This is a genomic window from Streptomyces sp. CNB091 (genome assembly GCF_000377965.1).
Window position 1 is genome coordinate 133,222 of the sequence record NZ_KB899002.1, and the last position, 26,706, is coordinate 159,927.

At 71.9% G+C, this 26,706-nt stretch carries 22 protein-coding genes and 1 tRNA gene; 12 read left to right on the top strand and 11 right to left on the bottom strand.

Annotated elements, in window-relative coordinates:
- Nucleotides 1-54: 54 nt before the first annotated feature.
- Nucleotides 55-3,573, bottom strand: coding sequence for a methionine synthase (gene metH, locus D581_RS0122935; protein WP_018959536.1), 3,519 nt, complete (start codon nucleotides 3,571-3,573; stop codon nucleotides 55-57).
- 240 nt (nucleotides 3,574-3,813) lie between these two features.
- Between metH and D581_RS0122940 the strand changes: the two genes are divergently transcribed.
- The 6 genes from D581_RS0122940 (at nucleotide 3,814) to D581_RS01000000137585 (ending at nucleotide 11,323) form a co-directional block, all read left to right on the top strand.
- The gene (locus tag D581_RS0122940) at nucleotides 3,814-4,578 is read left to right on the top strand and encodes an IclR family transcriptional regulator (RefSeq protein WP_032752890.1); all 765 of its coding nucleotides are present in this window, start codon (nucleotides 3,814-3,816) and stop codon (nucleotides 4,576-4,578) included.
- A 341-nt stretch (nucleotides 4,579-4,919) separates the two neighbouring features.
- A complete protein-coding gene (locus D581_RS0122945; RefSeq protein ID WP_018959538.1) occupies nucleotides 4,920-5,711 on the top strand; it encodes an MIP/aquaporin family protein in 792 nt (263 codons plus the stop codon).
- Between the two features lie 53 nt (nucleotides 5,712-5,764).
- A complete protein-coding gene (gene glpK, locus D581_RS0122950) occupies nucleotides 5,765-7,309 on the top strand; it encodes a glycerol kinase GlpK (RefSeq protein ID WP_018959539.1) in 1,545 nt (514 codons plus the stop codon).
- A gap of 14 nt (nucleotides 7,310-7,323) precedes the next feature.
- The gene (locus tag D581_RS0122955) at nucleotides 7,324-8,934 is read left to right on the top strand and encodes a glycerol-3-phosphate dehydrogenase/oxidase (RefSeq protein ID WP_018959540.1); all 1,611 of its coding nucleotides are present in this window, start codon (nucleotides 7,324-7,326) and stop codon (nucleotides 8,932-8,934) included.
- 143 nt (nucleotides 8,935-9,077) lie between these two features.
- The gene (locus D581_RS0122960; protein ID WP_026290813.1) at nucleotides 9,078-10,136 is read left to right on the top strand and encodes an LLM class flavin-dependent oxidoreductase; all 1,059 of its coding nucleotides are present in this window, start codon (nucleotides 9,078-9,080) and stop codon (nucleotides 10,134-10,136) included.
- Nucleotides 10,137-10,270: 134 nt separating this feature from the next.
- Nucleotides 10,271-11,323, top strand: coding sequence for a PAC2 family protein (locus D581_RS01000000137585; RefSeq protein WP_018959542.1), 1,053 nt, complete (start codon nucleotides 10,271-10,273; stop codon nucleotides 11,321-11,323).
- A 113-nt stretch (nucleotides 11,324-11,436) separates the two neighbouring features.
- Here the strand turns inward: D581_RS01000000137585 and mshC are convergent, their stop codons facing one another.
- The 4 genes from mshC to D581_RS0122985 form a co-directional block, all read right to left on the bottom strand.
- Nucleotides 11,437-12,666 carry a cysteine--1-D-myo-inosityl 2-amino-2-deoxy-alpha-D-glucopyranoside ligase gene (gene mshC, locus D581_RS0122970; protein WP_018959543.1) on the bottom strand — a complete coding sequence of 410 codons (1,230 nt, stop codon included), beginning with the start codon at nucleotides 12,664-12,666 and terminating at the stop codon, nucleotides 11,437-11,439.
- A gap of 121 nt (nucleotides 12,667-12,787) precedes the next feature.
- Nucleotides 12,788-13,627 (bottom strand): SCO1664 family protein, encoded by an 840-nt coding sequence (locus D581_RS0122975; RefSeq protein ID WP_018959544.1) that lies wholly within the window; start codon nucleotides 13,625-13,627, stop codon nucleotides 12,788-12,790.
- Nucleotides 13,591-14,181, bottom strand: a complete 591-nt coding sequence (locus D581_RS0122980) for a DUF3090 domain-containing protein (protein ID WP_018959545.1) — start codon at nucleotides 14,179-14,181, stop codon at nucleotides 13,591-13,593. Before D581_RS0122980 ends, D581_RS0122975 begins: the two co-directional genes overlap by 37 nt.
- 70 nt (nucleotides 14,182-14,251) lie before the next feature.
- Nucleotides 14,252-14,974, bottom strand: coding sequence for a histidine phosphatase family protein (locus tag D581_RS0122985; RefSeq protein WP_026290814.1), 723 nt, complete (start codon nucleotides 14,972-14,974; stop codon nucleotides 14,252-14,254).
- A 55-nt stretch (nucleotides 14,975-15,029) separates the two neighbouring features.
- On the opposite strand from D581_RS0122985, the gene corA reads away from it, so the two are divergent.
- Complete coding sequence (gene corA, locus D581_RS0122990; protein ID WP_018959547.1) at nucleotides 15,030-16,022, top strand: magnesium/cobalt transporter CorA; 993 nt, start codon at nucleotides 15,030-15,032, stop codon at nucleotides 16,020-16,022.
- Between the two features lie 108 nt (nucleotides 16,023-16,130).
- On the opposite strand, the gene D581_RS0122995 is transcribed toward corA, so the two are convergent.
- Both D581_RS0122995 and D581_RS0123000 read right to left on the bottom strand, forming a co-directional pair.
- Nucleotides 16,131-16,919, bottom strand: coding sequence for a hypothetical protein (locus tag D581_RS0122995; protein ID WP_018959548.1), 789 nt, complete (start codon nucleotides 16,917-16,919; stop codon nucleotides 16,131-16,133).
- A 238-nt stretch (nucleotides 16,920-17,157) separates the two neighbouring features.
- Entirely contained in the window at nucleotides 17,158-18,207 is a 1,050-nt protein-coding gene (locus D581_RS0123000) for an LLM class F420-dependent oxidoreductase (protein ID WP_018959549.1), read from the bottom strand.
- A gap of 138 nt (nucleotides 18,208-18,345) precedes the next feature.
- Between D581_RS0123000 and D581_RS0123005 the strand changes: the two genes are divergently transcribed.
- Together D581_RS0123005 and D581_RS0123010 are read left to right on the top strand one after the other, a co-directional pair.
- Complete coding sequence (locus D581_RS0123005) at nucleotides 18,346-19,329, top strand: aldo/keto reductase (protein ID WP_026290815.1); 984 nt, start codon at nucleotides 18,346-18,348, stop codon at nucleotides 19,327-19,329.
- Nucleotides 19,326-21,674, top strand: coding sequence for a helix-hairpin-helix domain-containing protein (locus D581_RS0123010; RefSeq protein WP_018959551.1), 2,349 nt, complete (start codon nucleotides 19,326-19,328; stop codon nucleotides 21,672-21,674). The genes D581_RS0123005 and D581_RS0123010 overlap by 4 nt, the downstream gene beginning before the upstream one ends.
- A gap of 92 nt (nucleotides 21,675-21,766) precedes the next feature.
- Here D581_RS0123010 and D581_RS0123015 read toward each other — a convergent pair whose 3' ends face one another.
- A complete protein-coding gene (locus D581_RS0123015) occupies nucleotides 21,767-22,432 on the bottom strand; it encodes a hypothetical protein (RefSeq protein WP_018959552.1) in 666 nt (221 codons plus the stop codon).
- Nucleotides 22,433-22,479: 47 nt separating this feature from the next.
- Here D581_RS0123015 and D581_RS0123020 point away from each other — a divergent pair, with 47 nt between their 5' ends.
- Entirely contained in the window at nucleotides 22,480-22,668 is a 189-nt protein-coding gene (locus D581_RS0123020) for a DUF5703 family protein (protein ID WP_003970138.1), read from the top strand.
- A 71-nt stretch (nucleotides 22,669-22,739) separates the two neighbouring features.
- On the opposite strand, the gene D581_RS0123025 is transcribed toward D581_RS0123020, so the two are convergent.
- The 3 genes from D581_RS0123025 to D581_RS0123035 all read right to left on the bottom strand — a co-directional run bounded on the left by D581_RS0123025 (nucleotide 22,740) and on the right by D581_RS0123035 (nucleotide 25,425).
- On the bottom strand, nucleotides 22,740-23,564 hold the full coding sequence (locus D581_RS0123025; RefSeq protein WP_018959553.1) for a chaplin: 825 nt from the start codon (nucleotides 23,562-23,564) through the stop codon (nucleotides 22,740-22,742).
- A 139-nt stretch (nucleotides 23,565-23,703) separates the two neighbouring features.
- Nucleotides 23,704-23,937, bottom strand: coding sequence for a chaplin ChpH (gene chpH, locus D581_RS0123030; RefSeq protein WP_018959554.1), 234 nt, complete (start codon nucleotides 23,935-23,937; stop codon nucleotides 23,704-23,706).
- A 153-nt stretch (nucleotides 23,938-24,090) separates the two neighbouring features.
- Nucleotides 24,091-25,425 (bottom strand): M20/M25/M40 family metallo-hydrolase, encoded by a 1,335-nt coding sequence (locus tag D581_RS0123035; RefSeq protein ID WP_018959555.1) that lies wholly within the window; start codon nucleotides 25,423-25,425, stop codon nucleotides 24,091-24,093.
- Nucleotides 25,426-25,608: 183 nt separating this feature from the next.
- Here D581_RS0123035 and D581_RS0123040 point away from each other — a divergent pair.
- Nucleotides 25,609-25,696 (top strand) — tRNA-Leu (locus D581_RS0123040).
- Between the two features lie 62 nt (nucleotides 25,697-25,758).
- Entirely contained in the window at nucleotides 25,759-26,697 is a 939-nt protein-coding gene (locus D581_RS0123045) for an RluA family pseudouridine synthase (protein ID WP_020679235.1), read from the top strand.
- Nucleotides 26,698-26,706 lie beyond the last annotated feature (9 nt).

A 26,706-nucleotide genomic window follows, 5' to 3' on the forward strand; every position in this document is an offset into this window, starting at 1 on the left:
CGACGTGTCCGGCCGCGGCGCGCGAAGGGCGCGAGGCCGCGGCGGAATACGGGGTTACCGCGCGTTGAAGTACTTCGCCTCGGGGTGGTGGATGACGATGGCGTCGGTGGACTGCTCCGGGTGGAGCTGGAACTCCTCGGAGAGGTGCACGCCGATGCGTTCCGGCTGGAGGAGATCGGCGATCTTGGCCCGGTCCTCCAGGTCCGGGCACGCCCCGTAACCGAGCGAGAATCGTGCGCCGCGGTACTTCAGCGCGAACATGTCCTCGACGGCCGCCGGGTCCTCCCCGGCGAAGCCGAGCTCGCTGCGGACCCGCGCGTGCCAGTACTCGGCGAGCGCCTCGGCGAGCTGGACGGAGAGGCCGTGCAGCTCCAGGTAGTCGCGGTAGGAGTTGGCGGCGAACAGTTCGGCGGTGGCCTCGCCGATCCGGGAGCCGACGGTGACGATCTGGAGGCCGATGACGTCGGTCTCGCCGGATTCCTCGGGGCGGAAGAAGTCGGCGAGGCAGAGGCGGCGGCCACGGCGCTGACGCGGGAAGGTGAAGCGGGTGCGCTCGGAGCCGTCCTCGTGGAGGAGGACCAGGTCGTCGCCCTTGGAGACGCAGGGGAAGTAGCCGTAGACGACGGCCGCTTCCAGGAGGTTGTTGGACTGGAGGTGGTCGAGCCAGCCGCGCAGGTGCGGGCGCCCCTCGGTCTCCACCAGTTCCTCGTACGTCGGTCCATCGCCGGTCCGGGCCTGCTTGAGGCCCCACTGGCCCTTGAAGAGCGCCCCCTCGTCGAGCCAGGAGGCGTAGTCCTTGAGCGGGATGCCCTTGATGACGCGAGTGCCCCGGAACGGCGGCTCGGGGATGGGGTTGGTGGTGGAGACGTCCGAGCGCACCGAGCCCTCGGGCTCCTCGACCTCCAGGATTGCGGTGTCGACGTCCTTCTTGGGGACCCTGCGCTGCTTGAGCTCGGGCAGGACCGCGCCCGGCACGCCGCGCTTGACGCCGATGAGCGCGTCCATGAGGCGCAGGCCCTCGAAGGCATCGCGGGCGTAGCGGACCTCGCCCTCGTAGATCTCGTGCAGGTCCTGCTCGACGTAGGCCCGGGTCAGCGCGGCGCCGCCGAGGATCACCGGGAAGTCGGCGGCCATCTTGCGCTGGTTGAGCTCCTGGAGGTTCTCCTTCATGATCACCGTCGACTTCACCAGGAGGCCGGACATGCCGATCACGTCCGCGCGGTGCTCCTCGGCTGCTTCCAGGATGGCGGAGACGGGCTGCTTGATACCGAGGTTGACGACGGTGTAGCCGTTGTTGGAGAGGATGATGTCGACGAGGTTCTTGCCGATGTCGTGGACGTCGCCGCGGACGGTGGCGAGCACGATCGTGCCCTTGCCGTCGTCGTCCGTCTTCTCCATGTGCGGCTCCAGATGGGCCACCGCGGTCTTCATGACCTCGGCCGACTGGAGGACGAACGGCAGCTGCATCTGGCCGGAGCCGAACAGCTCGCCGACCACCTTCATGCCTTCCAGCAGCGTGTTGTTGACGATGTCGAGGGCCGGGGTGTCCTGGAGGGCCTCGTCCAGGTCGGCCTCCAGGCCGTTCTTCTCGCCGTCGATGATGCGGCGCTGGAGGCGCTCGTCCAGCGGGAGAGCCATCAGCTCCTCGGCCCGGCCCGCCTTCATCGACTTCATGTTGACGCCCTCGAACAGCTCCATGAGCTTCTGGAGGGGGTCGTAGCCCTCGGCGCGGCGGTCGTAGATCAGGTCGAGGGCGACCTTGACCTGCTCCTCCTCCAGCCGGGCGATCGGCAGGATCTTCGAGGCGTGCACGATCGCGGAGTCCAGGCCCGCCTTGACGCACTCGTCGAGGAAGACGGAGTTCAGGACGGTCCGGGCGGCCGGGTTCAGACCGAAGGAGATGTTGGAGAGGCCCAGCGTGGTCTGGACGTCGGGGTGACGCCGCTTCAGCTCACGGATCGCCCCGATCGTGGCGATGCCGTCGCCCCGGGACTCCTCCTGTCCGGTGCAGATGGTGAAGGTCAGGGTGTCGATGAGGATGTCCGACTCGTGGAGGCCCCAGTTGGTGGTGAGGTCCTCGATCAGCCGCTCGGCGATGGCGACCTTGTGCTCGACCGTACGGGCCTGGCCCTCCTCGTCGATCGTCAGCGCGATCAGGGCGGCGCCGTGCTCGGAGGCCAGGGCGCTGACCTGCGCGAAGCGGGATTCGGGGCCGTCGCCGTCCTCGTAGTTCACCGAGTTCAGCACGGCCCGGCCGCCGAGCTTCTCCAGGCCGGCGCGGAGCACGGGCAGTTCGGTGGAGTCCAGCACGATCGGCAGGGTGGAGGCGGTCGCGAAGCGGCCGGCCAGCTCCGCCATGTCCGCGACGCCGTCACGGCCCACGTAGTCGACGCAGAGGTCGAGCATGTGCGCGCCCTCGCGGATCTGGTCGCGGGCCATCTCCACGCAGTCGTCCCAGCGGGCCTCCAGCATGGCCTCGCGGAACTTCTTGGAGCCGTTGGCGTTGGTGCGCTCCCCGATCGCCAGGTAGGCGGTGTCCTGCCGGAAGGGGACGGTCTGGTAGAGCGAGGCCGCGCCGGGCTCGGGGCGCGGGTCCCGCTCGGTCGGCGTGAGCCCCCGGGCCCGCTCGACGACGGCCCGCAGGTGCTCGGGCGTCGTACCGCAGCAGCCGCCGATGAGGGAGAGACCGTAGTCCCGGACGAAGTTCTCCTGGGAGTCGGCGAGACCGTCGGGGCCGAGCGGGAAGTGCGCGCCGTCCTTGGTGAGGACGGGCAGGCCGGCGTTGGGCATGCACATCAGGGGCGTACGGGAGTGGCGGGCGAGATAGCGCAGGTGCTCGCTCATCTCGTCCGGGCCGGTCGAGCAGTTCAGCCCGATCAGGTCGATGCCCAACGGCTCCAGGGCGGTCAGGGCGGCGCCGATCTCGGAGCCCAGCAGCATGACGCCGGTCGTCTCGAAGGCGAGGGAGCAGATCAGGGGCACGTGGACGCCGAGGGCGTCCATCGCCCGGCGCGCGCCGATGATGCTGGACTTGGTCTGCAGCAGGTCCTGGGTGGTCTCGACGATCAGGGCGTCGGAGCCGCCCGTGAGGAGGCCTTCGGCGTTCTTCTGGTAGCCGTCGCGCAGGACGTCGTAGGTGATGTGGCCGAGCGAGGGCAGCTTGGTGCCGGGGCCGATCGAGCCGAGGACCCAGCGCTGGCGTCCGTCCTTGGCGCCGAACTCGTCGGCGACCTCGCGGGCGATCCGGGCGCCGGACTCGGAGAGCTCGAAGATCCGGTCGGCGATCTCGTACTCGTTCGCGGCGGAGTGGTTCGCGCCGAAGGTGTTCGTCTCGACGCAGTCGACACCGACCGCGAAGTACTCCTCGTGGACCGAACGCACGATGTCGGGCCGGGTGACGTTCAGGATCTCGTTGCAGCCTTCGAGGTTCTCGAAGTCCTCCAGCGTGGGGTCCTGTGCCTGGAGCATGGTGCCCATCGCCCCGTCGGCCACCACCACACGGGTGGCGAGTGCCTCGCGGAGTGCGTCTGCGCGGGTCCGGCTGTCGGCGGCGGATGTCGGCAACGAGGCCATGGATGATCTCCCAGGGATGCGACGGCTGTCGGCTTTGCGTCCTTCTTGGGGAAGGCGCACCTCGCCAGCCTAGCCGGACACCGCCCGGGACCGTAGGGGGCGTCCATGGGACGGACTGCATGCTGTGCGGGTGCGGCGGGTGCGGCCCGGTGGCGGAGACTTTCCCCCGGAGTCCGGCGCAGGTCGGCATCGACCGATAGTGTTCAGCATTGTCGAACCGAGGTGGAGGAGTACGGCGCGATGGCCAAGAACATCCAGTCGCTGGAGCGGGCGGCCGCGATGCTGCGCCTGCTGGCGGGCGGCGAGCGCCGGCTCGGGCTCTCCGACATCGCCTCCTCGCTGGGGCTGGCCAAGGGCACCGCGCACGGCATTCTGCGCACGCTCCAGCTGGAGGGCTTCGTCGAGCAGGACGCGGCGTCGGGCCGCTACCAGCTGGGCGCGGAGCTGCTGCGGCTGGGCAACAGCTATCTGGACGTCCACGAGCTGCGGGCACGCGCCCTGGTCTGGACGGATGACCTGGCCCGCTCCAGCGGCGAGAGCGTGCACCTCGGGGTGCTGCACCAGCACGGCGTACTGATCGTCCACCACGTCTTCCGGCCCGACGACAGCCGCCAGGTACTGGAGGTCGGAGCCATGCAGCCGCTGCACTCCACGGCGCTGGGCAAGGTGCTGTCCGCGTACGACCCGGTGGCCCACAGCGAGGTCATGGAGGCGGAGCGCCGCTCCTTCACCGGGCGCACCGTCACCGCCGCCGACGCCTTCGAGTCGATGCTCGACCTGATCCGGGCCCAGGGCTGGGCCGCCGACGCCGAGGAGACCTGGGAGGGCGTGGCCGCGGTGGCCGCCCCGATCCACGACCGGCGCAGGATGCCCGTCGGGGCGGTCGCCGTGACGGGCGCGGTGGAGCGGGTGGCCCCGGGCGGGACGCTGCGCCCCGAGCTGATCGCGGCCGTGCGCGACTGCGCCCGCGCGGTCTCCCGGGATCTGGGCGCCGGCCGCTTCTGAGGGTCCGCGCGGCCCGTCCCACCCCTCCCCGCGCTCCGTACCGACCTGCGCCCGCCCACGCCCGGGGCCGTCCCGGCCCCTCGGGGTAACGATCGCGTCGCGCACCGAGTCGTGGACCACAGAACCCTTGACGCTTCCTTCACTCGGGGGAAACACTGCCGTTCAGCGGTCGGCATTGTCGAACGCCTAACGGCAATACGCGTTAGGGTGTGACGGTGCCAAGGGCCGGTCAAGCCCTTACAGGTGGGCTGCCCACGCTTCGTGGACGCCCATCTGGGGCGCGGATCACCGGCGGGACCGGTGCTCCGCTCTCCCCTGGACGAAGGACAAAGGAGTCGCGGGTGTCCAGCTCCGACATTTTCATCGGCGAGACCATAGGTACCGCCGTACTCATCCTGCTCGGCGGCGGTGTCTGTGCCGCCGTCACGCTGAAGAGCTCGAAGGCCCGGGACGCGGGCTGGCTGGCCATCACCTTCGGGTGGGGTTTCGCCGTGCTGACCGGCGCCTACCTCGCCGGCGGCGTATCGGGCGCCCATCTCAATCCCGCGGTCACGGTCGGCCTCGCCATCGAGGGCGGCACCGCGTGGGGCGACGTCCCCCTGTACCTCTTCTCGCAGCTGCTCGGCGCGATGATCGGCGCCCTGCTCGTCTGGGCGGTCTACTACGGCCAGTTCCACGCGCATCTGACCGACCCGGAGATCATCGGGACCAAGTCCACCGACGAAGGCATGGTCGACCGGGCCGCCGCCCCGAAGGCCGGCCCGGTGCTCGGGATCTTCTCCACCGGTCCGGAGATCCGCAACGGCGTCCAGAACGTCATCACCGAGATCATCGCGACCGTCGTGCTGGTCCTGGCGATCCTGACCCAGGGCCTCAACGACGCGGGCAACGGCCTCGGCCCGCTCGGCGCGCTGATCACCGCCCTGGTCGTCGTCTCCATCGGCCTCTCGCTCGGCGGCCCGACCGGCTACGCCATCAACCCGGTCCGCGACCTCGGTCCGCGCATCGTGCACTCCCTGCTGCCGCTGCCGAACAAGGGTGGTTCGGACTGGGGCTACGCGTGGGTACCCATCGTGGGTCCGCTCATCGGTGGCGCACTCGCCGGCGGGCTCTACAACCTCGCCTTCGCGTAGACACCCCAGTCCCAGCCGCATCTCTTCACCTCACAGACTTCCGGGAGCACACCGTGACCGACGCACACACCACCGGCACCCACGGCACCGGGCCGTTCATCGCGGCCATCGACCAGGGCACCACCTCCAGCCGCTGCATCGTCTTCGACAAGGACGGCCGGATCGTCTCCGTCGACCAGAAGGAGCACGAGCAGATCTTCCCGAAGCCGGGCTGGGTCGAGCACGACGCGACCGAGATCTGGGAGAACGTCCAGGAGGTCGTCGCCGGCGCCATCGTCAAAGCGGGCATCACCTCCGCCGACGTCAAGGCGATCGGCATCACCAACCAGCGCGAGACCACGCTGATGTGGGACAAGCACACCGGCGAGCCGGTCCACAACGCGCTGGTCTGGCAGGACACCCGCACCGACGCGCTCTGCAAGGAGCTCGGCCGCAACGTGGGCCAGGACCGGTTCCGCCGCGAGACCGGGCTGCCGCTCGCCTCGTACTTCGCCGGCCCCAAGGTCCGCTGGCTGCTCGACAACGTCGAGGGGCTGCGCGAGCGCGCCGAGGCCGGCGACATCCTCTTCGGCACCATGGACTCCTGGGTCATCTGGAACCTGACCGGCGGCACCGACGGCGGGGTGCACGTCACCGACGTCACCAACGCCTCACGCACCCTCCTGATGAACCTGCACCGGATGGAGTGGGACGAGAAGATCCTCTCCTCCATCGGCATCCCGGCCGCGGTGCTCCCCGAGATCCGCTCCTCCGCCGAGGTGTACGGCCACGCCAAGGGCGGCATCCTCGACGGCATCCCCGTCGCCTCCGCGCTCGGCGACCAGCAGGCGGCGCTCTTCGGCCAGACCTGTTTCGCCGAGGGCGAGGCCAAGTCCACGTACGGCACCGGCACCTTCATGCTGATGAACACCGGCTCCACTCCGGTGAACTCGTACAACGGGCTGCTCACCACCGTCGGCTACCAGATCGGCGACAAGCCCCCGGTGTACGCCCTTGAAGGCTCCATCGCGGTCACCGGCTCGCTGGTGCAGTGGATGCGCGACCAGATGGGCCTGATCAAGTCGGCCGCCGAGATCGAGACGCTGGCCTCCTCGGTCGAGGACAACGGCGGCGCGTACTTCGTGCCCGCCTTCTCCGGCCTCTTCGCCCCCTACTGGCGCCCCGACGCCCGCGGGGTGATCGCCGGTCTTACCCGTTACGTCACCAAGGCGCACATCGCCCGTGCCGTCCTGGAGGCCACCGCCTGGCAGACCCGCGAGATCAGCGACGCCATGACGAAGGACTCCGGCGTCGAGCTGGCCGCGCTCAAGGTCGACGGCGGCATGACGTCCAACAACCTGCTGATGCAGACGCTCGCCGACTTCCTGGACGCGCCGGTGGTGCGCCCCATGGTCGCCGAGACCACCTGCCTCGGCGCCGCCTACGCCGCCGGTCTCGCCGTCGGCTTCTGGCCGGACACCGACGCGCTGCGCGCCAACTGGCGCCGGGCCGCCGAGTGGACACCCCGCATGGACGCGGACACCCGTGCCCGCGAGTACAAGAGCTGGCTCAAGGCCGTCGAACGGACCATGAGCTGGATCGAGGACGAAGAAAGCTGACGAGGAGCATCACCATGACCACCCTGCAGAGCGTTCCCGCCCTCGGAACGCACCCGGCCTCCGGCTCGCTGCCGAGCCGCGCCGAGACCCGGGAGCAGCTGTCCCGGGCCACGTACGACCTCCTGGTCATCGGCGGCGGCATCCTGGGCATCTCCACCGCCTGGCACGCCGCGCAGTCCGGGCTGCGGGTGGCTCTGGTGGACGCCGGCGACTTCGCCGGCGCCACCTCCTCCGCCTCCTCCAAGCTCCTCCACGGCGGTCTGCGCTACCTCCAGACCGGTGCGGTCAAGCTGGTCGCGGAGAACCACTTCGAGCGCCGCGCGGTCTCCCGCGAGGTGGCCCCGCACCTGGCCAACCCGCTCACCTTCTACCTGCCGGTCTACAAGGGCGGCCCGCACGGCGCGGCCAAGCTCGGCGCGGGCGTCTTCGCCTACTCCGCGCTCTCCGCGTTCGGCGACGGCGTCGGCCATGTGATCAGCCCGGCCAAGGCGCAGCGCGACGTCCCCGAGCTGCGCACCGACAACCTGAAGGCCGTCGCGGTCTACGGCGACGACCAGATGAACGACGCCCGCATGGCCCTGATGACGGTCCGCGCGGCCGTCGACGCGGGCGCGGCCGTCCTGAACCACGCGGCGGTCACCGGGCTGCGGTTCACCCGGGGCCGGGTCACCGGCGCCGACCTGAAGGACAGCACGGACGGCACCGAGTTCGGCGTCACCGCCCGGCTCGTGCTGAACGCCACCGGCCCCTGGGTCGACCACCTGCGGAAGATGGAGGACCCGAACGCGGTCCCCTCCATCCGGCTGTCCAAGGGCGCGCACCTGGTCCTCAAGCGGACCCGGCCGTGGCGGGCGGCGCTGGCCACCCCGATCGACAAGTACCGGATCACGTTCGCCCTGCCCTGGGAGGACATGCTGCTGCTCGGCACGACGGACGAGGAGTACGAGGGCGACCCGGCGGACGTCGCGGTGACCGAGGCGGACACCGCGCAGATCCTCGACGAGGCGGCGTTCTCCATCAAGGACCAGCAGCTGTCGCGCGATCTGATCACGTACTCCTTCGCCGGTCTTCGGGTGCTGCCCGGCGGTCCCGGCGACACCTCCAAGGCCAAGCGCGAGACGGTCGTCACGGAGGGCCGCGGCGGGATGCTGTCGGTCGCCGGCGGCAAGTGGACGACCTTCCGTCACATCGGCCGCACCGTCATGAACAAGCTGGCCGCCCTGCCCGGGCACCCGCTGGCCGAGGACATGGAGCCGATGAACCGGCTGCCGCGGAAACTCCCGCTGCCCGGCATCGCCAACCCGGACGCGGTGGCGCACCGGCTGCTGATCGACGGCGGGACACCCGGCCCCCGGATGGCGCCGGACACCGCCCGGCACCTGGCCACGCACTACGGTTCGCTCGCCTTCGACATCGCCCGGCTGGCGAACGAGAGCCCGGAGCTGGCCGAGCGCGTCCACCCGGACGCCCCGGAGATCTGGGCCCAGGTCGCCTACGCGCGGGACCACGAGTGGGCCGAGACGGCGGACGACGTGCTGCGCCGCCGGACCACGCTGACGATCCGGGGCCTGGCGACGGACGACGTCCGCGCCGGCGTCGAGAGGCTGCTGGCCGAGAAGGACTGACCTGCTTCCCCCCGTCCCGCGTGGACGGGCGACGGGGGGCGGCTCCCGCGGGAGCCGCCCCCCTCCGGCGTGCGCGATCGCCCCGGCGCACGCGCCACACTCCCGCCACACGCTCGCAACGTGCCCCGGGGACAGTGGAGTTCATGAGATTCTCCGTGCTCTCCCTGATCAGCCACGAACCGCACCCGCTCACCGGTGAACTCCTCCCGGCCGCCGACCGGTTCGAGGAGGTGATCGACGCGGCAGCGGTGGCGGAGCGGCTCGGCTTCGACGCGTACTCCGTCGGCGAGCGGCACGCCGGGGCCTTCCTCTCCTCCAGTCCGAACGTGGTGCTCGGCGCGATCGCGGCCCGTACGAGCACCATCCGGCTGCTCACCGGGGTGACCGTCGTCGCGATCCTCGACCCGGTCCGGGTGGCGGAGGACTTCGCGACGCTCGACCAGATATCCCGGGGCCGGGTCGAACTGGTCGTCGGCAAGGGCGCGGAGGCGGGCCACTTCGACCTGTTCGGGCTCGACGAGGCACGGCAGTGGGACATCCAGAAGGAGAAGTACGAGCTGCTGCGCCGCCTCTGGACCGAGGAAGGCGTCGACTGGGAAGGCGAGTTCCGGCCGCCGCTGAAGAACGTGACCACGGTGCCACGTCCGTACGACGGTCTTCCGCGCATCTGGCACGGCTCGGCCACCAGCCTCAGCTCCCCGGAGCTGGCGGCGAAACACGGCGACCCGCTCTTCACCGCCAACGCCATCCAGCCGCGTGAGGCGTACGCGAAGCTCATCGCCCACTACCGGGAGCGGTTCGAGGCGTACGGGCACGATCCGGCGGACGCCGAGGTGGCGGCGGGATCGGGCGGACTCCTCATCGCCGACAGCTCCCAGGCGGCCGTCGACCGGTACAAGGAGGTGTACGAGGCGCGGGTGCGGCAGGTCTTCAAGCCGGGTCTGGAGGGCAAGGCCGGCTACAACACCCCGTTCCGCACGATCGAGGAGGCGATCGCGGGCGGACCGCAGCTGATCGGCTCCCCGCAGCAGATCATCGACAAGATCCTCGGCTGGCACGAGGTCTACCGCCACGACCTCCAGTCGATCACCGTGGACGGCTTCGGCCTGGGCCGGCCGGAGCAGTCGGAGACGCTCCAGCGGTTCGCGGAGGAGATCGCCCCGGTGGTGCGCCGGGAGGCGCCTTCCACGCTCTGGCAGTGAGCTGATGCACTGTTCGGCCCGATGATCCACTCCTGCTGGCAAGGTTCACCCGGCCGTGCAAGAGGGCTGCGGCGGGGCCCCCCGGAAGCCGTAAGGTTGCTCCGTACGTATGGAGACATCGGAAGGAGGCCCGGGTGATCGAGCTCGAGTCGGTGCCCGAGCTGATCGACCCGGTCATGGTGGCCGCGTTCGAAGGCTGGAACGACGCCGGGGACGCCGCCTCCACAGCGGTCGGTCATCTGGACCGGGAGTGGAAGGGCGAGGTGTTCGCGGCGCTGGACGCCGAGGACTACTACGACTTCCAGGTCAACCGGCCCACGGTGTGGCTGGACGGCGGTACGCGGAAGATCACCTGGCCGACGACGCGGCTGTCCGTGGTGCGGGTGGGCGGGGAGAAGCCCCGGGACCTGGTCCTGGTGCGCGGCATCGAACCATCCATGCGCTGGCGGTCGTTCTGCAACGAGATCCTCGGCTTCGCCCATGAGCTGGGCGTCGAAATGGTCGTCATCCTGGGCGCGTTGCTCGGCGACACCCCGCACACCCGGCCGGTGCCGGTGAGCGGGGTCACCTCGGACGCGGACCTGGCGCGGACGATGGACCTGGAGGAGACGCGGTACGAGGGGCCCACGGGCATCGTCGGGGTCCTCCAGGAGGCGTGCACCCACGCCGGCGTCCCCGCGGTCAGCCTGTGGGCCGCGGTACCGCACTATGTGTCGCAGCCGCCGAACCCGAAGGCGACGCTGGCCCTGCTGAACCGTCTTGAGGACCTGATCGGGCTGCGGATCCCGCTGGGCGAACTGCCCGAGGACGCACGGGCCTGGCAGCTCGGGGTGGACCAGCTCGCCTCGGAGGACAGCGAGGTCGCCGAGTACGTGCAGACGCTGGAGGAGGCGCGGGACACCGCGGAGCTTCCCGAGGCGTCCGGCGAGGCCATCGCCCGGGAGTTCGAGCGCTATCTGCGACGGCGGGACGGCGGCCCCGGGCAGGGGCCGGGCGGCCATGCGACGGAGTCCGGGGACGTGCCGTATCTGCGCGACCCCTCCGGCGGCCGGACCCGCCCGCCGAAGCCGCCGCGTCCGGAGCCGGGGCGGGGGAAGGCCGCCGACGACCAGGGCGCCAAGGGCCCTGACGAGGCACCGGGGAACGACCCGGGCGAAGGCTCCGGGGACACACCCGGCGAGGACTGACCGGGCGGCGGCAGCCCGCGCGCGGGCTGGTTGACGCCCAGGAACAGCGGAGCGCCGCACGGGAGACGATCCCGTGCGGCGCTCCGTTCATGTGTCCGGAGCCGCGCTCCGTCCTACAGCGCGACGCCCAGCAGGGCGTCGACCGTACGCGAGACGACGCCGGGCGCACCCTCGTCCGTGCCGCCCTCCGCGCCCTGGAGCGCGGCCCAGCGGTCCACCGCGGCGAGCGCCGCGGGGCTGTCCAGGTCGTCCGCGAGGGCCTCGCGGACCTCTTCGACCAGCACGTCGGCGGACGGTCCGTCGGGGCGCGAGACGGCGGCCCGCCAGCGCGCGAGGCGCTCGACGGCGTCGGCCAGCACCTGGTCGGTCCACTCCCAGTCGGACCGGTAGTGGCGGGAGAGCAGGGCGAGCCGGAGGGCCGCCGGGTCCACGCCGTCGCGGCGCAGCGTCGAGACGAAGACCAGATTGCCGCGCGACTTGGACATCTTCTCGCCGTCCAGGCCGACCATTCCGGCGTGGACGTACGCCTTGGCGAACGGGTGCTCGCCGGTCAGCGCCTGGGCATGGGAGGCGCCCATCTCGTGGTGCGGGAAGGCGAGGTCGGAGCCGCCGCCCTGGATGTCGAAGCCCATGCCGAGGTGGTCGAGCGCGATGGCGACGCACTCGATGTGCCAGCCCGGGCGACCCTCGCCCAGGGAGGCCCCGTCCCAGCTCGGCTCGCCCGGGCGGGCGGCCATCCAGAGCATCGGGTCGAGGGGGTTCTTCTTGCCGGGGCGCTCCGGGTCGCCGCCGCGTTCGGCGGAGAGCAGGCGCATCGCCTCGGCGTCGAGGCCGGAGACCTCGCCGAAGTGCGGGTCGGCGTCGACGGAGAAGTAGACGTCGCCGTCCAGGTCGTAGGCGGCGCCCGCGTCCCGGAGGCGTTCGACGAGGGGCACGATGCCCGGTATCGCCTCGACCGCTCCGATGTAGTGCTGCGGGGGCAGCATCCGCAGGGCGGTCATGTCCTCGCGGAAGAGCGCCGTCTCGCGCTCCGCGAGCTCGGTCCAGTCCTGACCGTCGCGCACGGCCCGCTCCAGCAGCGGATCGTCCACGTCGGTCACGTTCTGGACGTAGTGGACCTGCCGCTTGGTGTCGAGCCACACGCGCTGAACGAGGTCGAACGCGTTGTAGGTCGCCGCATGACCCATATGGGTCGCGTCGTACGGCGTGATGCCGCAGACATAGATGCGGGCGACGGGACCGGGGTCAAGGGTGATCCGTCCGCCGGTCGCGGTGTCGTGGATCCGAAGGTCGCGGCCCTTGCCAGGCAGGGCGGGGACCTCAGAAGCGGGCCAGGCATGCATGTCATGAGCGTAACCGGACGATGCTTCCGGATACGAACCGGCATCGGAAACCTGTCCGAAGAGGCCCTCTTGCGTGAAACCCGGGGCAGGCGGTACGGCCTGGCCCGGACGCGCGGAGCTCTTACACCGGCGGCCAGGGAATGGGCGGCCACTGGCCGCTCGGCCGCGGGTGCACGGCGCTCCTGACCAGCCCCGCGACCCGCTGCCGCAGGGCCTCCAGTTCGGCCGGTGTGATGAGTTCGGCCATCCGGGTGGCGAGGGCGGTCCCCGGCGCCAGCTCGCCGGTGAGCCGGCCCAGCACGGCCAGCGCCTCCTCGGTCAGCGGCTCGCCCGCCCAGCCCCAGAGCAGGGTCCGCAGCTTGTCGTCCGCGTTGAAGGTGACGCCGTGGTCGATGCCGAAGAGCCGTCCGCCGTGGGCGGGCAGCAGGTGTCCGCCCTTGCGGTCGCCGTTGTTGATCACCGCGTCCAGCACGGCGAGCCGACGCAGCCGGACGTCGTCGGCGTGCACCAGCAGCGCGGTCTTCCCCTCCCCCACGTCCGCGAAGCCCACGGCCTTCCAGCCGTCACCGGGCTCCTCGTCCTCGACGAGTGCCAGCAGCTCGGGGGCGTCCTCGTCGGACGGGGGGCCGTCGATCCAGAGCTGGCACATGCCCTGTCCGTACGGGCCGTCCCGCAGCACGGTCGGCGGCACGAGGTCCCAGCCGGTCGCCCGGGAGATCTCGTACGCGGCGACCTCCCGCTGGGCGAGGGTCCCGTCGGGGAAGTCCCACAGCGGCTGCTCCCCCGCGACCGGCTTGTAGGCGCAGGGGCGCGCCTCGCCCTCGTACGCCACCGTGCAGTGCAGCACCGCGTTGGACGCCCCGCCGACCTGCCCGAGGACGGTGATCGTGCCCTCGGTGAGCAGGGTGAGCAGGTCCGTGTCCGTCAGGCTCCGCGACGGTATCCGTTCTGGCGCGGGCATACGTGTCCTTCCGGATCGAGGGGCAGGCTGCACAGCGGACACGGCGGGCGGCCGGCGTTGACGACGTCCAGGGCCCGCTTGGCGAAGGCGCGGGCCTGGGCGCCGCTGAGCCGGACCCGGAGCATCGGCGGGCCGTTCTCCTCGTCCTGGAGGAGCTTCTCCTCGGCCTCCGCGAGGTCGTCCTCGGAGCCGGCGTCGAGTTCGACGAGGGCCTGCGCCTCGACGATCATGCGCTGCTCCTCGCCGTCCCAGGCCAGGGCCATGGTGCCGACCCGGAACTCCTCCTCGACGGGCACGTCGAGCGGCGCGGTGTCGGAGACGTCGGTCGGGGCCACCGCGGGCACCGGGGAGTTGCCCCCGGTGCGGCGTACGACCTCGTCGAGCAGTTCGTCGATCCGCTCGGCGAGAGCGGTGACCTGGGCCTTCTCCAGGGCGACGCTCGTGACCCTGCCCTGGGAGGACGCCTGGAGGAAAAACGTACGGCGGCCAGGCAACCCGACCGTACCGGCCACGAATCGGTCCGGTGGGTCGTAGAGGAACACCTGACGGGACACGTCCTGCTCCCTTGAGCTTCGATGGTGGTTGAGCGGCGCTACGGCGCGTCCACCCTACTGCCCGGAGCGATCACGGCGCGCCCGCACCGCCCCCGACCGTCGCGTCCGCCGAGCCGTCGTCCGTGGGGGACGCGGCGGCGTCCGCCCCGACGGACTGCTCGCGGGGGGCCAGGGAGGCGAGGTCGCCGGTGTCGCCGAGCCTCAGGACGAAAGGGCGCAGCCTGGTGTAGCGGATCGCGGTGACCGAGCAGGGGTCGACGTGGACACGCTGGAAGAGGTCCAGGTGCATGCCCAGCGCGTCGGCGACGAGGGACTTGATGATGTCGCCGTGCGAGCACATGACGTAGGTGGCGTCCTCACCGTGCTCCGCCTCGACCCGGTCGTTCCAGTCGCGTACGGCGTCGACGGCGCGGGCCTGCATCGCGCGCATCGACTCGCCGCCCGGGAAGGCCGCGGCGGAGGGGTGCTGCTGGACGACGGACATCAGGGGCTCGTCGGACAGTTCGGCCAGCTTCCGTCCCGACCAGTCGCCGTAGTCGCACTCGCTGATGCGGTCCTCGGTGTGCAGGGACAGGCCGGGGCGGGCGTCGAGGAGCGGCTGGAGCGTCTGCCGACAGCGCTCCAGGGGGCTGCTGACCGCGAGGACCGGGACCACCGCGGAAAGCCGCGCGGGGAGGGCCGCGGCCTGTTCGGCGCCGCGTTCGTCGAGGGAGACACCGGGGGTGCGGCCCGCGAGCACTCCAGCGGTGTTGGCGGTCGAGCGTCCGTGGCGTACGAGGATCAGGGTGGGCATACCCGCCAGGGTAGAGGGACGGGAAAGGTGCGTGATGGGCGGTTCGGAGGGAAGAATGCCCGCCGTGATCGTGGACTGTGCCATCTACCGGGACGGGCGCCGCACCGAACGGCCCGACGACTTCTCCGATGCCCTGGACGAGGCGCGGAACGCACAGGACGCGTTCCTGTGGATCGGGCTGCACGAGCCGACGGAGGAGGAGTTCGACCTCGTACGGGACGAGTTCGGGCTGCACCCGCTGGCCGTGGAGGACGCGCTGCGGGCTCATCAGCGGCCCAAGCTGGAGGTGTACGACGACTCCCTGTTCGCGGTCCTCAAGCCGGTCGTCTACGAGCCGGAGAGCGACAAGGTCAGCGCCGACGAGCTGATGGTCTTCATAGGCGACTCGTTCGTGGTGACGGTCCGGCACGGCGAGGGAGCCCCGCTGGCGGCCGTGCGCCGCCGGCTGGAGGCCGAGCCCGAGGTGCTGAAGCACGGCCCGACGGCGGTGCTGTACGCGGTCAGCGACGCCGTCGTGGACCACTACATGGACGTCTCCGGTGAGCTCCAGCTCGACCTGGAGGAGCTGGAGGCGCAGGTGTTCGCCCCAAGCGGCGGCGACTCGAAGAACACCGCGGCGCGGATCTACACCTTCAAGCGACAGGTGCTGGAGTTCCGCCGGGCGGCCGGGCCGCTCACCGCTCCGATGGCCCGGCTCTCGGGGGCGGGCGTGCCGTTCGTCCACGAGCACGCGCAGCCGTTCTTCCGGGACGTGGCCGACCACCTGACGCGCGCCAACGAGCAGGTGGAGGGGTTGGACCGGCTACTTTCGGACATTCTGTCGGCGCATCTGGCCCAGATGGGCGTGCGGCAGAACGACGACATGCGCAAGATCTCCGCCTGGGCGGCCATGGCCGCCGTCCCGACGATGGTGGCGGGCGTCTACGGCATGAACTTCGACCACATGCCGGAGCTGCACTGGGTGTGGACGTACCCGGCGGTGGTCGCGGCGATGGGCTGCGCCGTGTTCGGTCTCTACCGGCTGTTCAAGCGGCGCGGCTGGCTCTGAGCGCACGGCGCACGGCGCCGCCCGCGAGGCGTGCGCCGTTTGCCCTGTGCCCTGCGCCGTGTGCCCTGTGCCCTGTGCCCTGTGCCCTGTGCCCTGTGCCCTGTGCCCTCAGGCGTACTCGCGTTCCGGTGCGGCGGAGCGGCCCAGCGCGTCGCGCCGCCGCGGCATCTCCAGGCTCACCATCCGCCGCCAGCCGACGAGGCGCTCGTACGCGTACACCGCGTGGATGCCCGCGGCGAGAACGGCCGCCTTGGGCCGCGGCCAGCCGAGCACCCGGCCCATGGCGGCCATCACGGCGAGGCTGACGTCGCGGTAGACGCGGATCTCGGCCAGGGCGCACTCGCGCATGGTCCGCTGGATGGTGCGGCCGTGCCCGGCGCGGGCGAGCCCGAGGAGTTCCTCGTGGCAGTAGGCGAGGTGGTTGTCCTCGTCGTGGGAGATCATCTTCACCGCGCGGCCGATGTCGGGGTGGTCGGCGAAGTACCGGCGCAGCAGGCGCATCTGCTCGGAGGCGCGCTGCTCGGTGACGCGGCTGTGGGCCAGATAGGTGATGATGTCGCGCTCGGTGAGCCGCTGCTCGCCGCGCAACCGTGAGTGCGCGAGCCCGATGCCCTGCTGTTCCAGGAGCATCGTGTAGTCGGTCTCCGGCGGGACCTGGACGGGTGGCAGTCCGCGCTTCTTCAGGAGCGCGTGGAAGATCCGGCCGTGCTTGTCCTCGTCGGCGCCGTGCCGGACGATCTTGGAAGCCAGGTCGCGGCAGCTCTCCGGGACGAGTGCGGCGATGCGGGCGTTCTCCCAGCCGCCCTGGGCCTCACCGCTCGCGGCGATGGAACAGAAGAGCCGGTAGGACTCGTCGTTGTCCAGAATCTCCTGGAACAGAGTCTGCGCTGAGAGCATGACGGCCACCTCCGTACCCGTTGCCCGCGGAATCGAGGTCCGCGGAGCAGTAGTGCGCAGGAAGAGTCAAATGCGCCGCGGGGCGGTCGGCAACCGGGGCGGCCGGCAGGCGGCGCCCGGCGCGGCGGCGTAACCCTGGGGCGCTCGGCGCGTTGTTCCGGGTGACGGCCGTGGCGGGGAGGACCCCCGAGCCCCCACCACGGCCGTAGCGCTGTCCCGGTTGTACCGGTGCCGTCCGTCAGGCGAGCCCGGAGCGCTCCAGGGCGTCCGTGCCGGCGCGCAGGGCGGTGAGCCGCTCCTCCAGCGTGAAGCCGGCCGGGGCGAGGTTGAGCGTGGTGACCCCGGCGGCGGCGTAGGCCTGCATCCGCTCGGCGATCCGCTCGACGGGGCCGAGCAGCGCGGTCTGGTCGATCAGCTGGTGCGGGACGGCCGCGGCGGCCCCCGCCTTGTCCCCGCCGAGGTACTTGTCCTGGATCTCGGCGGCCTCCTTCTCGTACCCCATGCGCTGGGCGAGCTGGTTGTAGAAGTTCTGCTTCCGGCTGCCCATCCCGCCGACGTACAGCGCGGTGTACGGGCGGAACATGTCGGCGAGGCCGGTCACGTCGTCGCCGACGGCGAGCGGCAGCGTCGGGCTGACGTCGAAGCCCTCCATCGTCTTCCCGGCCTTCTCCCGGCCCGCGCGCAGCGGCTGGATCGCGGTCTCCTCCAGGTGCTCGGCGGAGGGGAAGATCAGCAGGGCGCCGTCGGCGATCTCGCCGGTCTGCTCCAGGTTCTTGGGGCCGATCGCGGCGATGTAGAGCGGGATGTGCTCGCGCTGGGGGTGCACGGTGAGCTTGATCGGCTTGCCCGGACCGTCGGGGAGCGGCAGCGTCCAGTGCGCCCCCTCGTACGACACGCGCTCGCGGGTCATCGCCTTGCGGACGATCTCCACGTACTCCCGGGTGCGGGCCAGCGGCTTGTCGAACTTCACGCCGTACCAGCCCTCGGAGACCTGGGGGCCCGAGACCCCGAGGCCGAGGCGGAAGCGGCCGCCGGAGAGCGAGTCGAGGGTGGCGGCGGTCATCGCCGTCATGGTGGGCTGGCGCGCCGGGATCTGCATGATCGCGGAGCCGACGTCGATCGACTCGGTCTGGGCCGCGACCCAGGTCAGCACGGTCGGGGCGTCGGAGCCGTACGCCTCGGCCGCCCAGCAGACGTCGTAGCCGAGCCGGTCGGCCTCCTGCGCGACGGCGAGGTTGTCGCCGTCCATGCCGGCGCCCCAGTAACCGAGATTGATGCCGAGCCGCATAGCCGCTCCCCTTACTGATCAGTAACGTCCCTTTCTCCGGACTCTAGCGCGGGTGACGGAGATCCGGCAGGCCCGGCGGACCTCCGGTTGTCCACAGGCCTCCACCCGGTGGGGTCGTGGCCAGTAATCTCAGCGCCCATGGAGCAGAGGCATCTCGGCCGTACCGGCCTTCGCGTGTCCCGGATCGGGCTCGGCACCCTCACCTGGGGCCGGGACACGGACGAACACGACGCCGCCGACCAGCTCAAGGCCTTCTGGGACGCGGGCGGCACCCTGGTGGACACCGCCGATGTGTACGGGGGCGGCGAGGCCGAATATCTGCTCGGGCGGCTCGTCGGGAGCCTGGTCTCCCGTCAGGATCTGGTCCTCGCCACGAAGGCGGGCAACGTCCCGGACCCCTACCGCCGCTTCAACGGGTCGCGCGGGCACCTCCTGGCCGCTCTGGACGCGTCCCTGGAGCGGCTCGGCACGGATTACGTGGACCTGTGGCAGATCCACGCCTTCGACCCCGGGACCCCGTTGGAGGAGACCCTCCAGGCGGTGGACCTCGCCGTGTCCTCCGGCCGCGTGCGGTACGCGGGCGTGTCGAACTTCTGCGGCTGGCAGCTGGCGAAGGCCGCCACCTGGCAGCTCGCCGCGCCCGGGGTGCGCACCCGGCTGGCCAGTACGCAGATGGAGTACTCGCTGCTCCAGCGGGGCATCGAGCGCGAGGTGCTGCCCGCCGCGCTGGACCTCGGGATCGGGCTGCTGCCGTCCTCGCCGCTGGGGCGCGGTGTGCTCACCGGCAAGTACCGCCAGGGCACCCCGTCCGACTCCCGGGGCGCGTCGACACGGCTCGCCCCGTTCGTCGAGCCGTATCTCGACGACGCCGCGGCCCGCATCACCGACGCGGTGGCGACGGCGGCGGACGGACTGGCGACGAGCCCGCTCCAGGTGGCGCTCGCCTGGGTCCGGGACCGGCCCGGGGTGGCCGCGCCGATCGTCGGTGCGCGCAACGCCGGGCAGCTCGCGGAGGCTTTGTCAGTGGAGGCGCTTAGTCTTCCCTACGAGATCTGCCAGGCGCTCGACGATGTGTCGGCGCCCGTGCACCGCTATCCCGACCAGGACTGGAGCACGCTGTGACTGCGCTTCCCGGGGAGACCCCCGGCACCGTCGGCACGGACACACCACAGGACACCGTGTCCCCGCCGGAGGCCGGTGCCGACGGCCCCGAGCACCCCGAAGCGCCCGATGCGTCTGACGTACCCGATGCGCCCCATGCACCCGATGGGCCCGACGCTCCTGAGGCGTCCGGAGGCACCGGTCCGTCGGGCACTTCGGCGGATGTCGAGGAGGGCGCGCGCAAGGACGCGGAGGGCGACGCGGAGGACGGGGAGGCCGAGGCGACCGCTGACGCCGCGCCCGCCGAAGCGGCTCCCGCCGCCGAGCTCTCGGAGGCGCAGGCCGAGCTGGCCGCCCAGCGCGAACTGCGGGAGCGGATCGAGAAGCGCAAGGCGGAGAAGGCCGCGCCCATCCCCGCCGGCACGGGACTGAGCGGCACGGCCGCCGAGCTGCTCGCGGCCGTCCGCGCCGTGGAGAGCGGCGAGAAGGCGGGCACCGCGTTCTTCGACGCGCCCGCCCCGGCCCCGGCCGCCCGACGCCCCGCACCGGCCGCCGCACAGCCGCCCCGGTCCCCCGCGCCCGCCGCCGCACCGACGGCACAGACCGCGTCTCCCGAAGCGCTGGACGCGGTGCGCGCGGTGCTCATGGAAGGCGGGGCCCCCGAGGCGCTGGCCCGCCCGGCCGTCGGCGCGCTGGGCGAGCAGGCCGCCGAGCTGCTGCGCACCGACCCCTGGCAGCTGCTGACGGTGCCCGGTGTGCGACCCGAACAGGCCGACGGCTTCGCGCGGGCCCTGCTGGGCGCCGCATGCGGCCCGGACGACGGCCGCAGGACGTCGGCGCTGGTCGGCTGGCTGCTGGAGCGTGCCGCCCTCCAGGGCCACACGGCCCTGGACGCCCGGACCGTACGGGCGGCGCTCGCCGAACGTGCGGTCGGCGACCCGGACGCGGCGGTGCGGGACGCCGTCGAGGAGGGCGTCGCCCTGGTCTTCGGGGAAGCCGACGAGCCGGCGCAGGACGACGCCGGCCCGGCGGACGGCGAAGCGGACGGAGCGGGCCTCGCGGAGGAGACCGACGTCGTACGGGAGCCGGTCCAGGTGCTGCTCGGCCTGGACCGCTACGCCCTGGCCGAGGAGAGCCTCGCCGACGGCCTGGCCCGGCTGGTCAACGCCTGCGAGAAGGCCGCCGACTGGACGGAGGCGGCCGCCTCCGCCCCGAGCCCGTCGGCCGCCGAGCTGATCCGTACGACCGCCGCGGCCGGACTGGTCGCGCACAGCGGCGGCGAGGCGGCCAGGGCCGAGCCCGCCGCCCTGATCGCGGCGGCGCGCGGCCTGGGGCTGCGGGCCCTGGGCGCCACCCACAGCGAGGACGGCCGCCGGAGGCTCGCGGCGGCCACCGGTGATCCGGACACGGCGGTCACGCTGGCCGGCCTGCTCTCCGGTGGGCAGGGCCCCGGCCGGGACGAGGACGGGGCGCTCGCCCTGGATCTGCTGGTCGTGCTGGACGCCCCGCAGCTGGACGTGGAGGGTGCGGCGGTCCTGGTCGAGGCGCTGGCCGACGGTGCCCGGCTGGTGCTGAGCGGCGACCCGGGCGTGCTGGGCTCGGCGGGCGCCGGGCGGGTGTTCGCCGATGTGCTGGCGTCCCACGCCTGCCCGCAGGTCGTCTCCCGCACCCCGGACCCCGGGCCGATCGGCGAGCTGGTCTCCGGTATCGGCATCGGCGAGCTGCATCAGGTCGACGCTCCGGGCAAGGAGGTGGTGATCGTCCCGGTCCGCGAGGCGGGCGAGGCCGTCCACCGCACCGTGCAGCTGGTCGCCGACTCGGTGCCCCGGGCGTTCTCCATCCCCGCCGAGGAGACCCAGGTGATCACCGTGGGCCACGGCGGGGCCGCCGGGACCAGGGCGCTGAACGAGGCGCTGAAGCAGCGGCTCAACCCGGGCCCCGGCCGGTTCGGTGGCTTCGACCCGGGCGACCGCGTGGTCCATGTGCCCGCGCCCGGCCGGGCGGTGCCCGGGGTGGTGCGCTCGGCCGACGCCGAGGGGCTGCGGCTGGACTGCGGGGGCGTCCCCGTCCTCGTACCGCAGGATCGGGTGGAGTCGTCGGTGCGGCACGGCTGGGCCCTCAGCGCCCATCAGGCGGCCGGGATGCGCTGGCCCGCCGCGGTCGTGGTGCTGCCGGGCGACGCCGCGCAGGGGCTGAGCAGACCCTGGGTGTACACCGCGTTCGGCCGGGGCGAGCGGCATCTGTCCGTGGTGCACGGGGTGGACCAGGCGCTCCCGCAGGCGGTGGCGCAGGTTCCGGCCCAGGAGCGGACGACACGGCTGCGCGCGCTGCTGGAGACGCTCCCGACGCCCGACGCGTCGCCCTGAGCGTTGAGCTGACCCGGACGTGACGGTGGGGCCCCGGTGCGCTGTGCGCCGGGGCCCCACCGTCACGTCCGGTGCGGGAGGAGGGAGAGGGGTCAGAGGCCGCCCGCCGAGGGGCCGGCGAAGTCCTCGTCCGACTCGTCCTCCTCGTCGAAGACCGCGCTGACGTCGAAGCGGCAGACCACCAGTTCGGGGTCGGCGTCCTCGAACGGGCTCCCGAGCCACTCCCCCGGCTCCGGCGGCGCTTCCGCGGCCGAGACCCAGAGGGTGGAGTCGCCCTCCTCCAGGCCGAACTCCTTGTGCCGGGAGGCGATCTCGTCCGGTTCGTACTCGCCGAAGAGCACACCGAGCGCGGCGTGGACGCTGGTGCCGACCACCGGGGCCGTGTCCTGTCCGTCGCCCGGACCCGCGTCGAGGTCGGCGAGGCGCTGCGCCTGTGCGAGCAGCCGCGGGGGCTCCGCGACCAGGTAGTCGCGCCGGATCAGGACGCTGAGCGCGCTGGGCTCGGCGGGACCGGCATAGGGAGGCAGGGAGTCGTCGGCGCCCGGGATCTCGAAGGGGGTGACTTCGTCGTAGCGCTCGTAGAGGAGTTCGTCGTAGACCTCGGCGGCAGCGGCAAGGGCGTTGAACGCGTCGTAGACGGCGGGGTCGTCGTCCCCGGTGCGGCGTTCGACCGCGTCGAGGTGACGGTCGATCGCGGCTTTGACCGCCTCGGCGGCGGCACGTACCTCGGCAGCGGTGGGCTGCGCAGCATCAGACATAGTGCAGACGCTATCCGTACCGGGGCTCTGCCCGCACAATAGATGCGATGCCGGAATACGAATTCGTCGACGTGTACGTGCCGCGCGGGGTCTCCCGCAAGGAAGCGGCCCGACTCCTGACCGACCACGCCGAGTACGGACACTGGGAACTGGACCGCCTGACGCTCCGCAGGGACGGCAGCCGCAGGGTGCGGCTGCGCAGACGGATCATCCGTCAGCTACGGGCCACCTGGTGACAGGAGAGCGGGCCCCGCGGTCGCGGGGCCCGCTCTCCTGTCCGGGCTACGCCGTGCTGCGCTCGCCCGGATCAGGCGGCGCTGCGCGAGCGGCGGTAGAGAACCGATCCCGCACCGGCGAGCAGCAGTCCGGCGCCGGCCGGGATGAGCAGTTCGAGCCCGCCGCCACCGGTCTGCGCGAGCTGCTCCCCGGGGATGTGCCGGGTCTCGGGAGCGTTCGGCTCGGGCGGCTGGTTGGCCGGCGGGGTGACCGGTGGGGCGACCGGCTTCTCCGGCGTGACCGGGGGCTTCACCGGCTGCTCGGGCGGCGGGGGCGGAACCTCGGCGTCGTTGGAGCAGCTGTTGCCGAAGGTCGGATTCAGCAGCCCGATCACGGAGACGCTGTTGCCGCAGATGTTCACGGGGACGCTGATCGGAGCCTGGATCGTGTTACCGGAGAGGATGCCGGGCGAGCCCTGGGCGGTCCCCTCGGCCGCGGCGCCGCCGCCCGGGGCCCGGTGACGGCCGGTGCCGGGCTCGGAGTGCCGGTCCGACGTGTCGGTGTGCCCGTCCGATGCGGTGGTGTCGCCGGCCCGGGCGCCGTTTCCGGAGCCGCCCGGGGCCGAGCGCTCCTGGGGAGCTGCCGAGCGGTCTCCGGAGCGGTCGGACTCTGCCGATCCGTTCTCGCAGTCGTTTCCGAACACCGGGTTGATGAGTCCGCCGACGGTGACGGAGTTGCCGCAGACGTTGACCGGGATGTCGATCGGGACGCTGACCGAGTTGCCGGACAGCACGCCCGGTGAGCCGGAGGCGGTACCGGCCGCCCCCGAGTCGGCGTGGGCGTATCCGCCACTCAGCGCGAGCACTCCGCCCGCAGCCGCCATGGTGATCAGGCCTTTACGAGTGACCTGTCGCATAGGTTCGTTTCCTGCCTTCTGGCTTCCGAAAAACCCCCGGACATGACCGTGCGGGAGCCGAATGCCGAACGGTCCCGGAGCGCATGGAGTGCACTCCGGGACCGGTCGAGCTCAAACCCTTACGGGTCGACCTTCAACGTCAGGCGTTGACGCAGGTGTTGCCGAAGGCGGGGTTCAGCAGACCGATCACGGAGATCGTGTTGCCGCACACGTTGATCGGCACGTGGACCGGAACCTGGACGACGTTGCCGGAGAGCACGCCGGGGCTGCCGATGGCAGCACCCTGGGCGCCCGCGTCGGCGGAAGCCATGCCCGCACCCGCGAGAACGAGGCCACCCGTAGCAGCCGCAACTGCGACGACCTTCTTGATCATGATTCCTCCTAGTTGGAAAATGCGGTCCCAGCCGCGGACCGCAAACCTTGTAACGAGGAGAATGTGGCGGGGCTACGTGTGAACGGCTCGTTTCACTCGTTCGGACATGTCCGTACAGGTGGACGAATCAATGGTGAATCGGTCAGGGAGCGGTCAGGAGTGGTCGATGAACCGGTCGAGCACCCGCACGCCGAACTGCAGACCGTCGACCGGGACCCGCTCGTCGACGCCGTGGAACATCCCCGCGAAGTCCAGCTCCGGCGGCAGCTTCAGCGGGGCGAACCCGAAGCCCCGGATGCCGAGGTCGTCGAAGGACTTGGCGTCGGTGCCGGCCGAGAGCATGTACGGCACGGCACGGGCGATGGGGTCCTCGGCGACCAGCGCGGTCTGCATGGCGTCGACCAGCGCGCCGTCGAACGTGGTCTCCAGGGCCTTGTCCGCGTGCACGTCCTCGCGCCGGACGTTGGGCCCGAGGATCCGGTCCAGGTCCGCGAGGAACTCCTCCTCGTACCCGGGGAGGTACCGGCCGTCGACGTGGGCGGTCGCCTGGCCCGGGATGACGTTGACCTTGTAGCCGGCGCCGAGCTGCGTGGGGTTGGCGGTGTTCTGGAGGGAGGCGCCGATGAGCTTGGCGATGCCGCCGAGCTTGGCGAGCGTCTCGTCCATGTTCTCCGGGTCCAGCTCGGTGCCCAGCGCGTCGGAGAGCTCGTCCAGGAAGTGCCGCAGCGTCTTGGTGACCCGCACCGGGAACTTGTGCCGGCCCAGCCGGCCGACCGCCTCGGACAGCTCCGTGATGGCGTTGTCCTTGTGGATCATCGAACCGTGTCCGGCGGTGCCGTCCACGGTCAGCTTCATCCAGTGCATGCCCTTCTGGGCCGTCTCCACCAGATACAGCCGCAGGTTCTCGTTGACGGTGAAGGAGAAGCCGCCGACCTCGCTGATCGCCTCGGTGACGCCCTCGAAGAGCCCCGGGTGGTTGTCGACGAGGTAGCGCGCCCCGTACGTCCCGCCGGCCTCCTCGTCCGCGAGGAAGGCGAGCACGATGTCGCGCGGGGGCTTGCGGCCGGTGCGCATGCGCTCGCGGACGACCGCGAGGGTCATCGCGTCCATGTCCTTCATGTCGACCGCGCCCCGGCCCCAGACGCAGCCGTCCGCGATCTCCCCGGAGAACGGGTCGTGGGTCCAGTCCGCCGCGTTGGCCGGGACGACGTCGGTGTGCCCGTGGATCAGGAGCGCCGGGCGGGAGGGGTCCTCGCCCTCGATCCGGGCGACCGTGGAGGCCCGCCCCTTGTGCGACTCGAAGATCTTCGGCTCCAGGCCGACCTCCGCGAGCTTCTCCGCGACGTACTCGGCCGCGAGCCGCTCGCCGGGGCCGGAGTGGTCGCCGTAGTTGCTCGTGTCGATCCGGATCAGGTCACGACAGAGGTCGACGACCTCCCTCTCGGCGTTGCCGCCGGTGACGGCCTTGCCCGTGCTGCTCTCGCTCACGCTGGTTCCTTCCACTGTCGCTGTGGTGCTCCCCCTCATCCTCCCGCGCCCACGGCCCGCGCCCAAGGCCGCGCACCCCCCGTCACGCACCGTTCACAGCGATCGGGGCGTGATCGAGCACCCTCGAATGTTTGCTATGGTTTTCCACGTCGGAACGGGCACGGCCCGCGAGACAGACACCTTGTCCGGGTGGCGGAATGGCAGACGCGCTAGCTTGAGGTGCTAGTGCCCTTTATCGGGCGTGGGGGTTCAAGTCCCCCCTCGGACACCAGCAGGAGCCCCACTTCGGTGGGGCTCTTTTGCGTCACCGGGCGACCACGGAGAGGGGCGACGATGCGAGGGCGCAGGAAGCCGCCTCCCGCGCCGCTCCCCCAGCGGAACGGGATCGACGCGGTGCGGGTGCGGTTGCCGGAGGATCCCGAAGGGCTCTGGGGCCGCGTCGGGGACCATCTGGCCGGGCGGTTCGGCGGGGCGATCGGGGCGGCCCGGGTGGCGGAGATGGTGGAGGCCGGGCGGTTCGTGGGGGCCGACGGGGTCGCCGTGCGGGGCGACGAGCCGTATGCCGCGGGGCGGTGTCTCTGGTTCCACCGGGACTTCGCGCCGGAGGAGACGGTGCCCTTCCCGGTCGGCGTCGTGTACCGGGACGAGCGGCTCGTGGTCGCCGACAAGCCGCACTTCCTGGCGACCATGCCCCGGGGGCGGCACATCACCGAGACCGCGGTGGCGCGGCTGCGGCGGGAGCTGGACCTGCCCGCCCTGCAACCGGCGCACCGGCTGGACCGGCTGACCGCGGGGCTCGTGCTGTTCGTGGTGCGGCCCGGGGACCGGGGCGCGTACCAGACGCTGTTCCGGGACCGGCTGGTGCGCAAGGAGTACGAGGCGGTGGCCCCGTACGACCCGGAGCTCGTCCTGCCCCGGACCGTGCGGAGCCGGATCGTGAAGGAGCGCGGGGTGCTCGCCGCCCGCGAGGAGCCGGGTGAGGCGAACAGCGAGAGCCGGGTGGAGCTGGTGGAGCACCGGGGCGGGACCGGGCGTTACCGGCTGCTGCCCGCTACCGGGCGCACGCATCAGCTGCGCGTCCACATGAACGCGCTGGGGGTGCCCATCGTCGACGATCCGCTGTATCCGGTGGTGGAGGAGGAAGGGGCCGCCGACGACTTCTCGCGGCCGTTGCAGTTGCTGGCCCGGGTGCTGGAGTTCACCGATCCGGTCGGCGGGGAGCCGCGCCGCTTCGAGAGCGGCCTGCGGCTCTCCGCCTGGCCGGAGGGGTGAGGCGCGCGG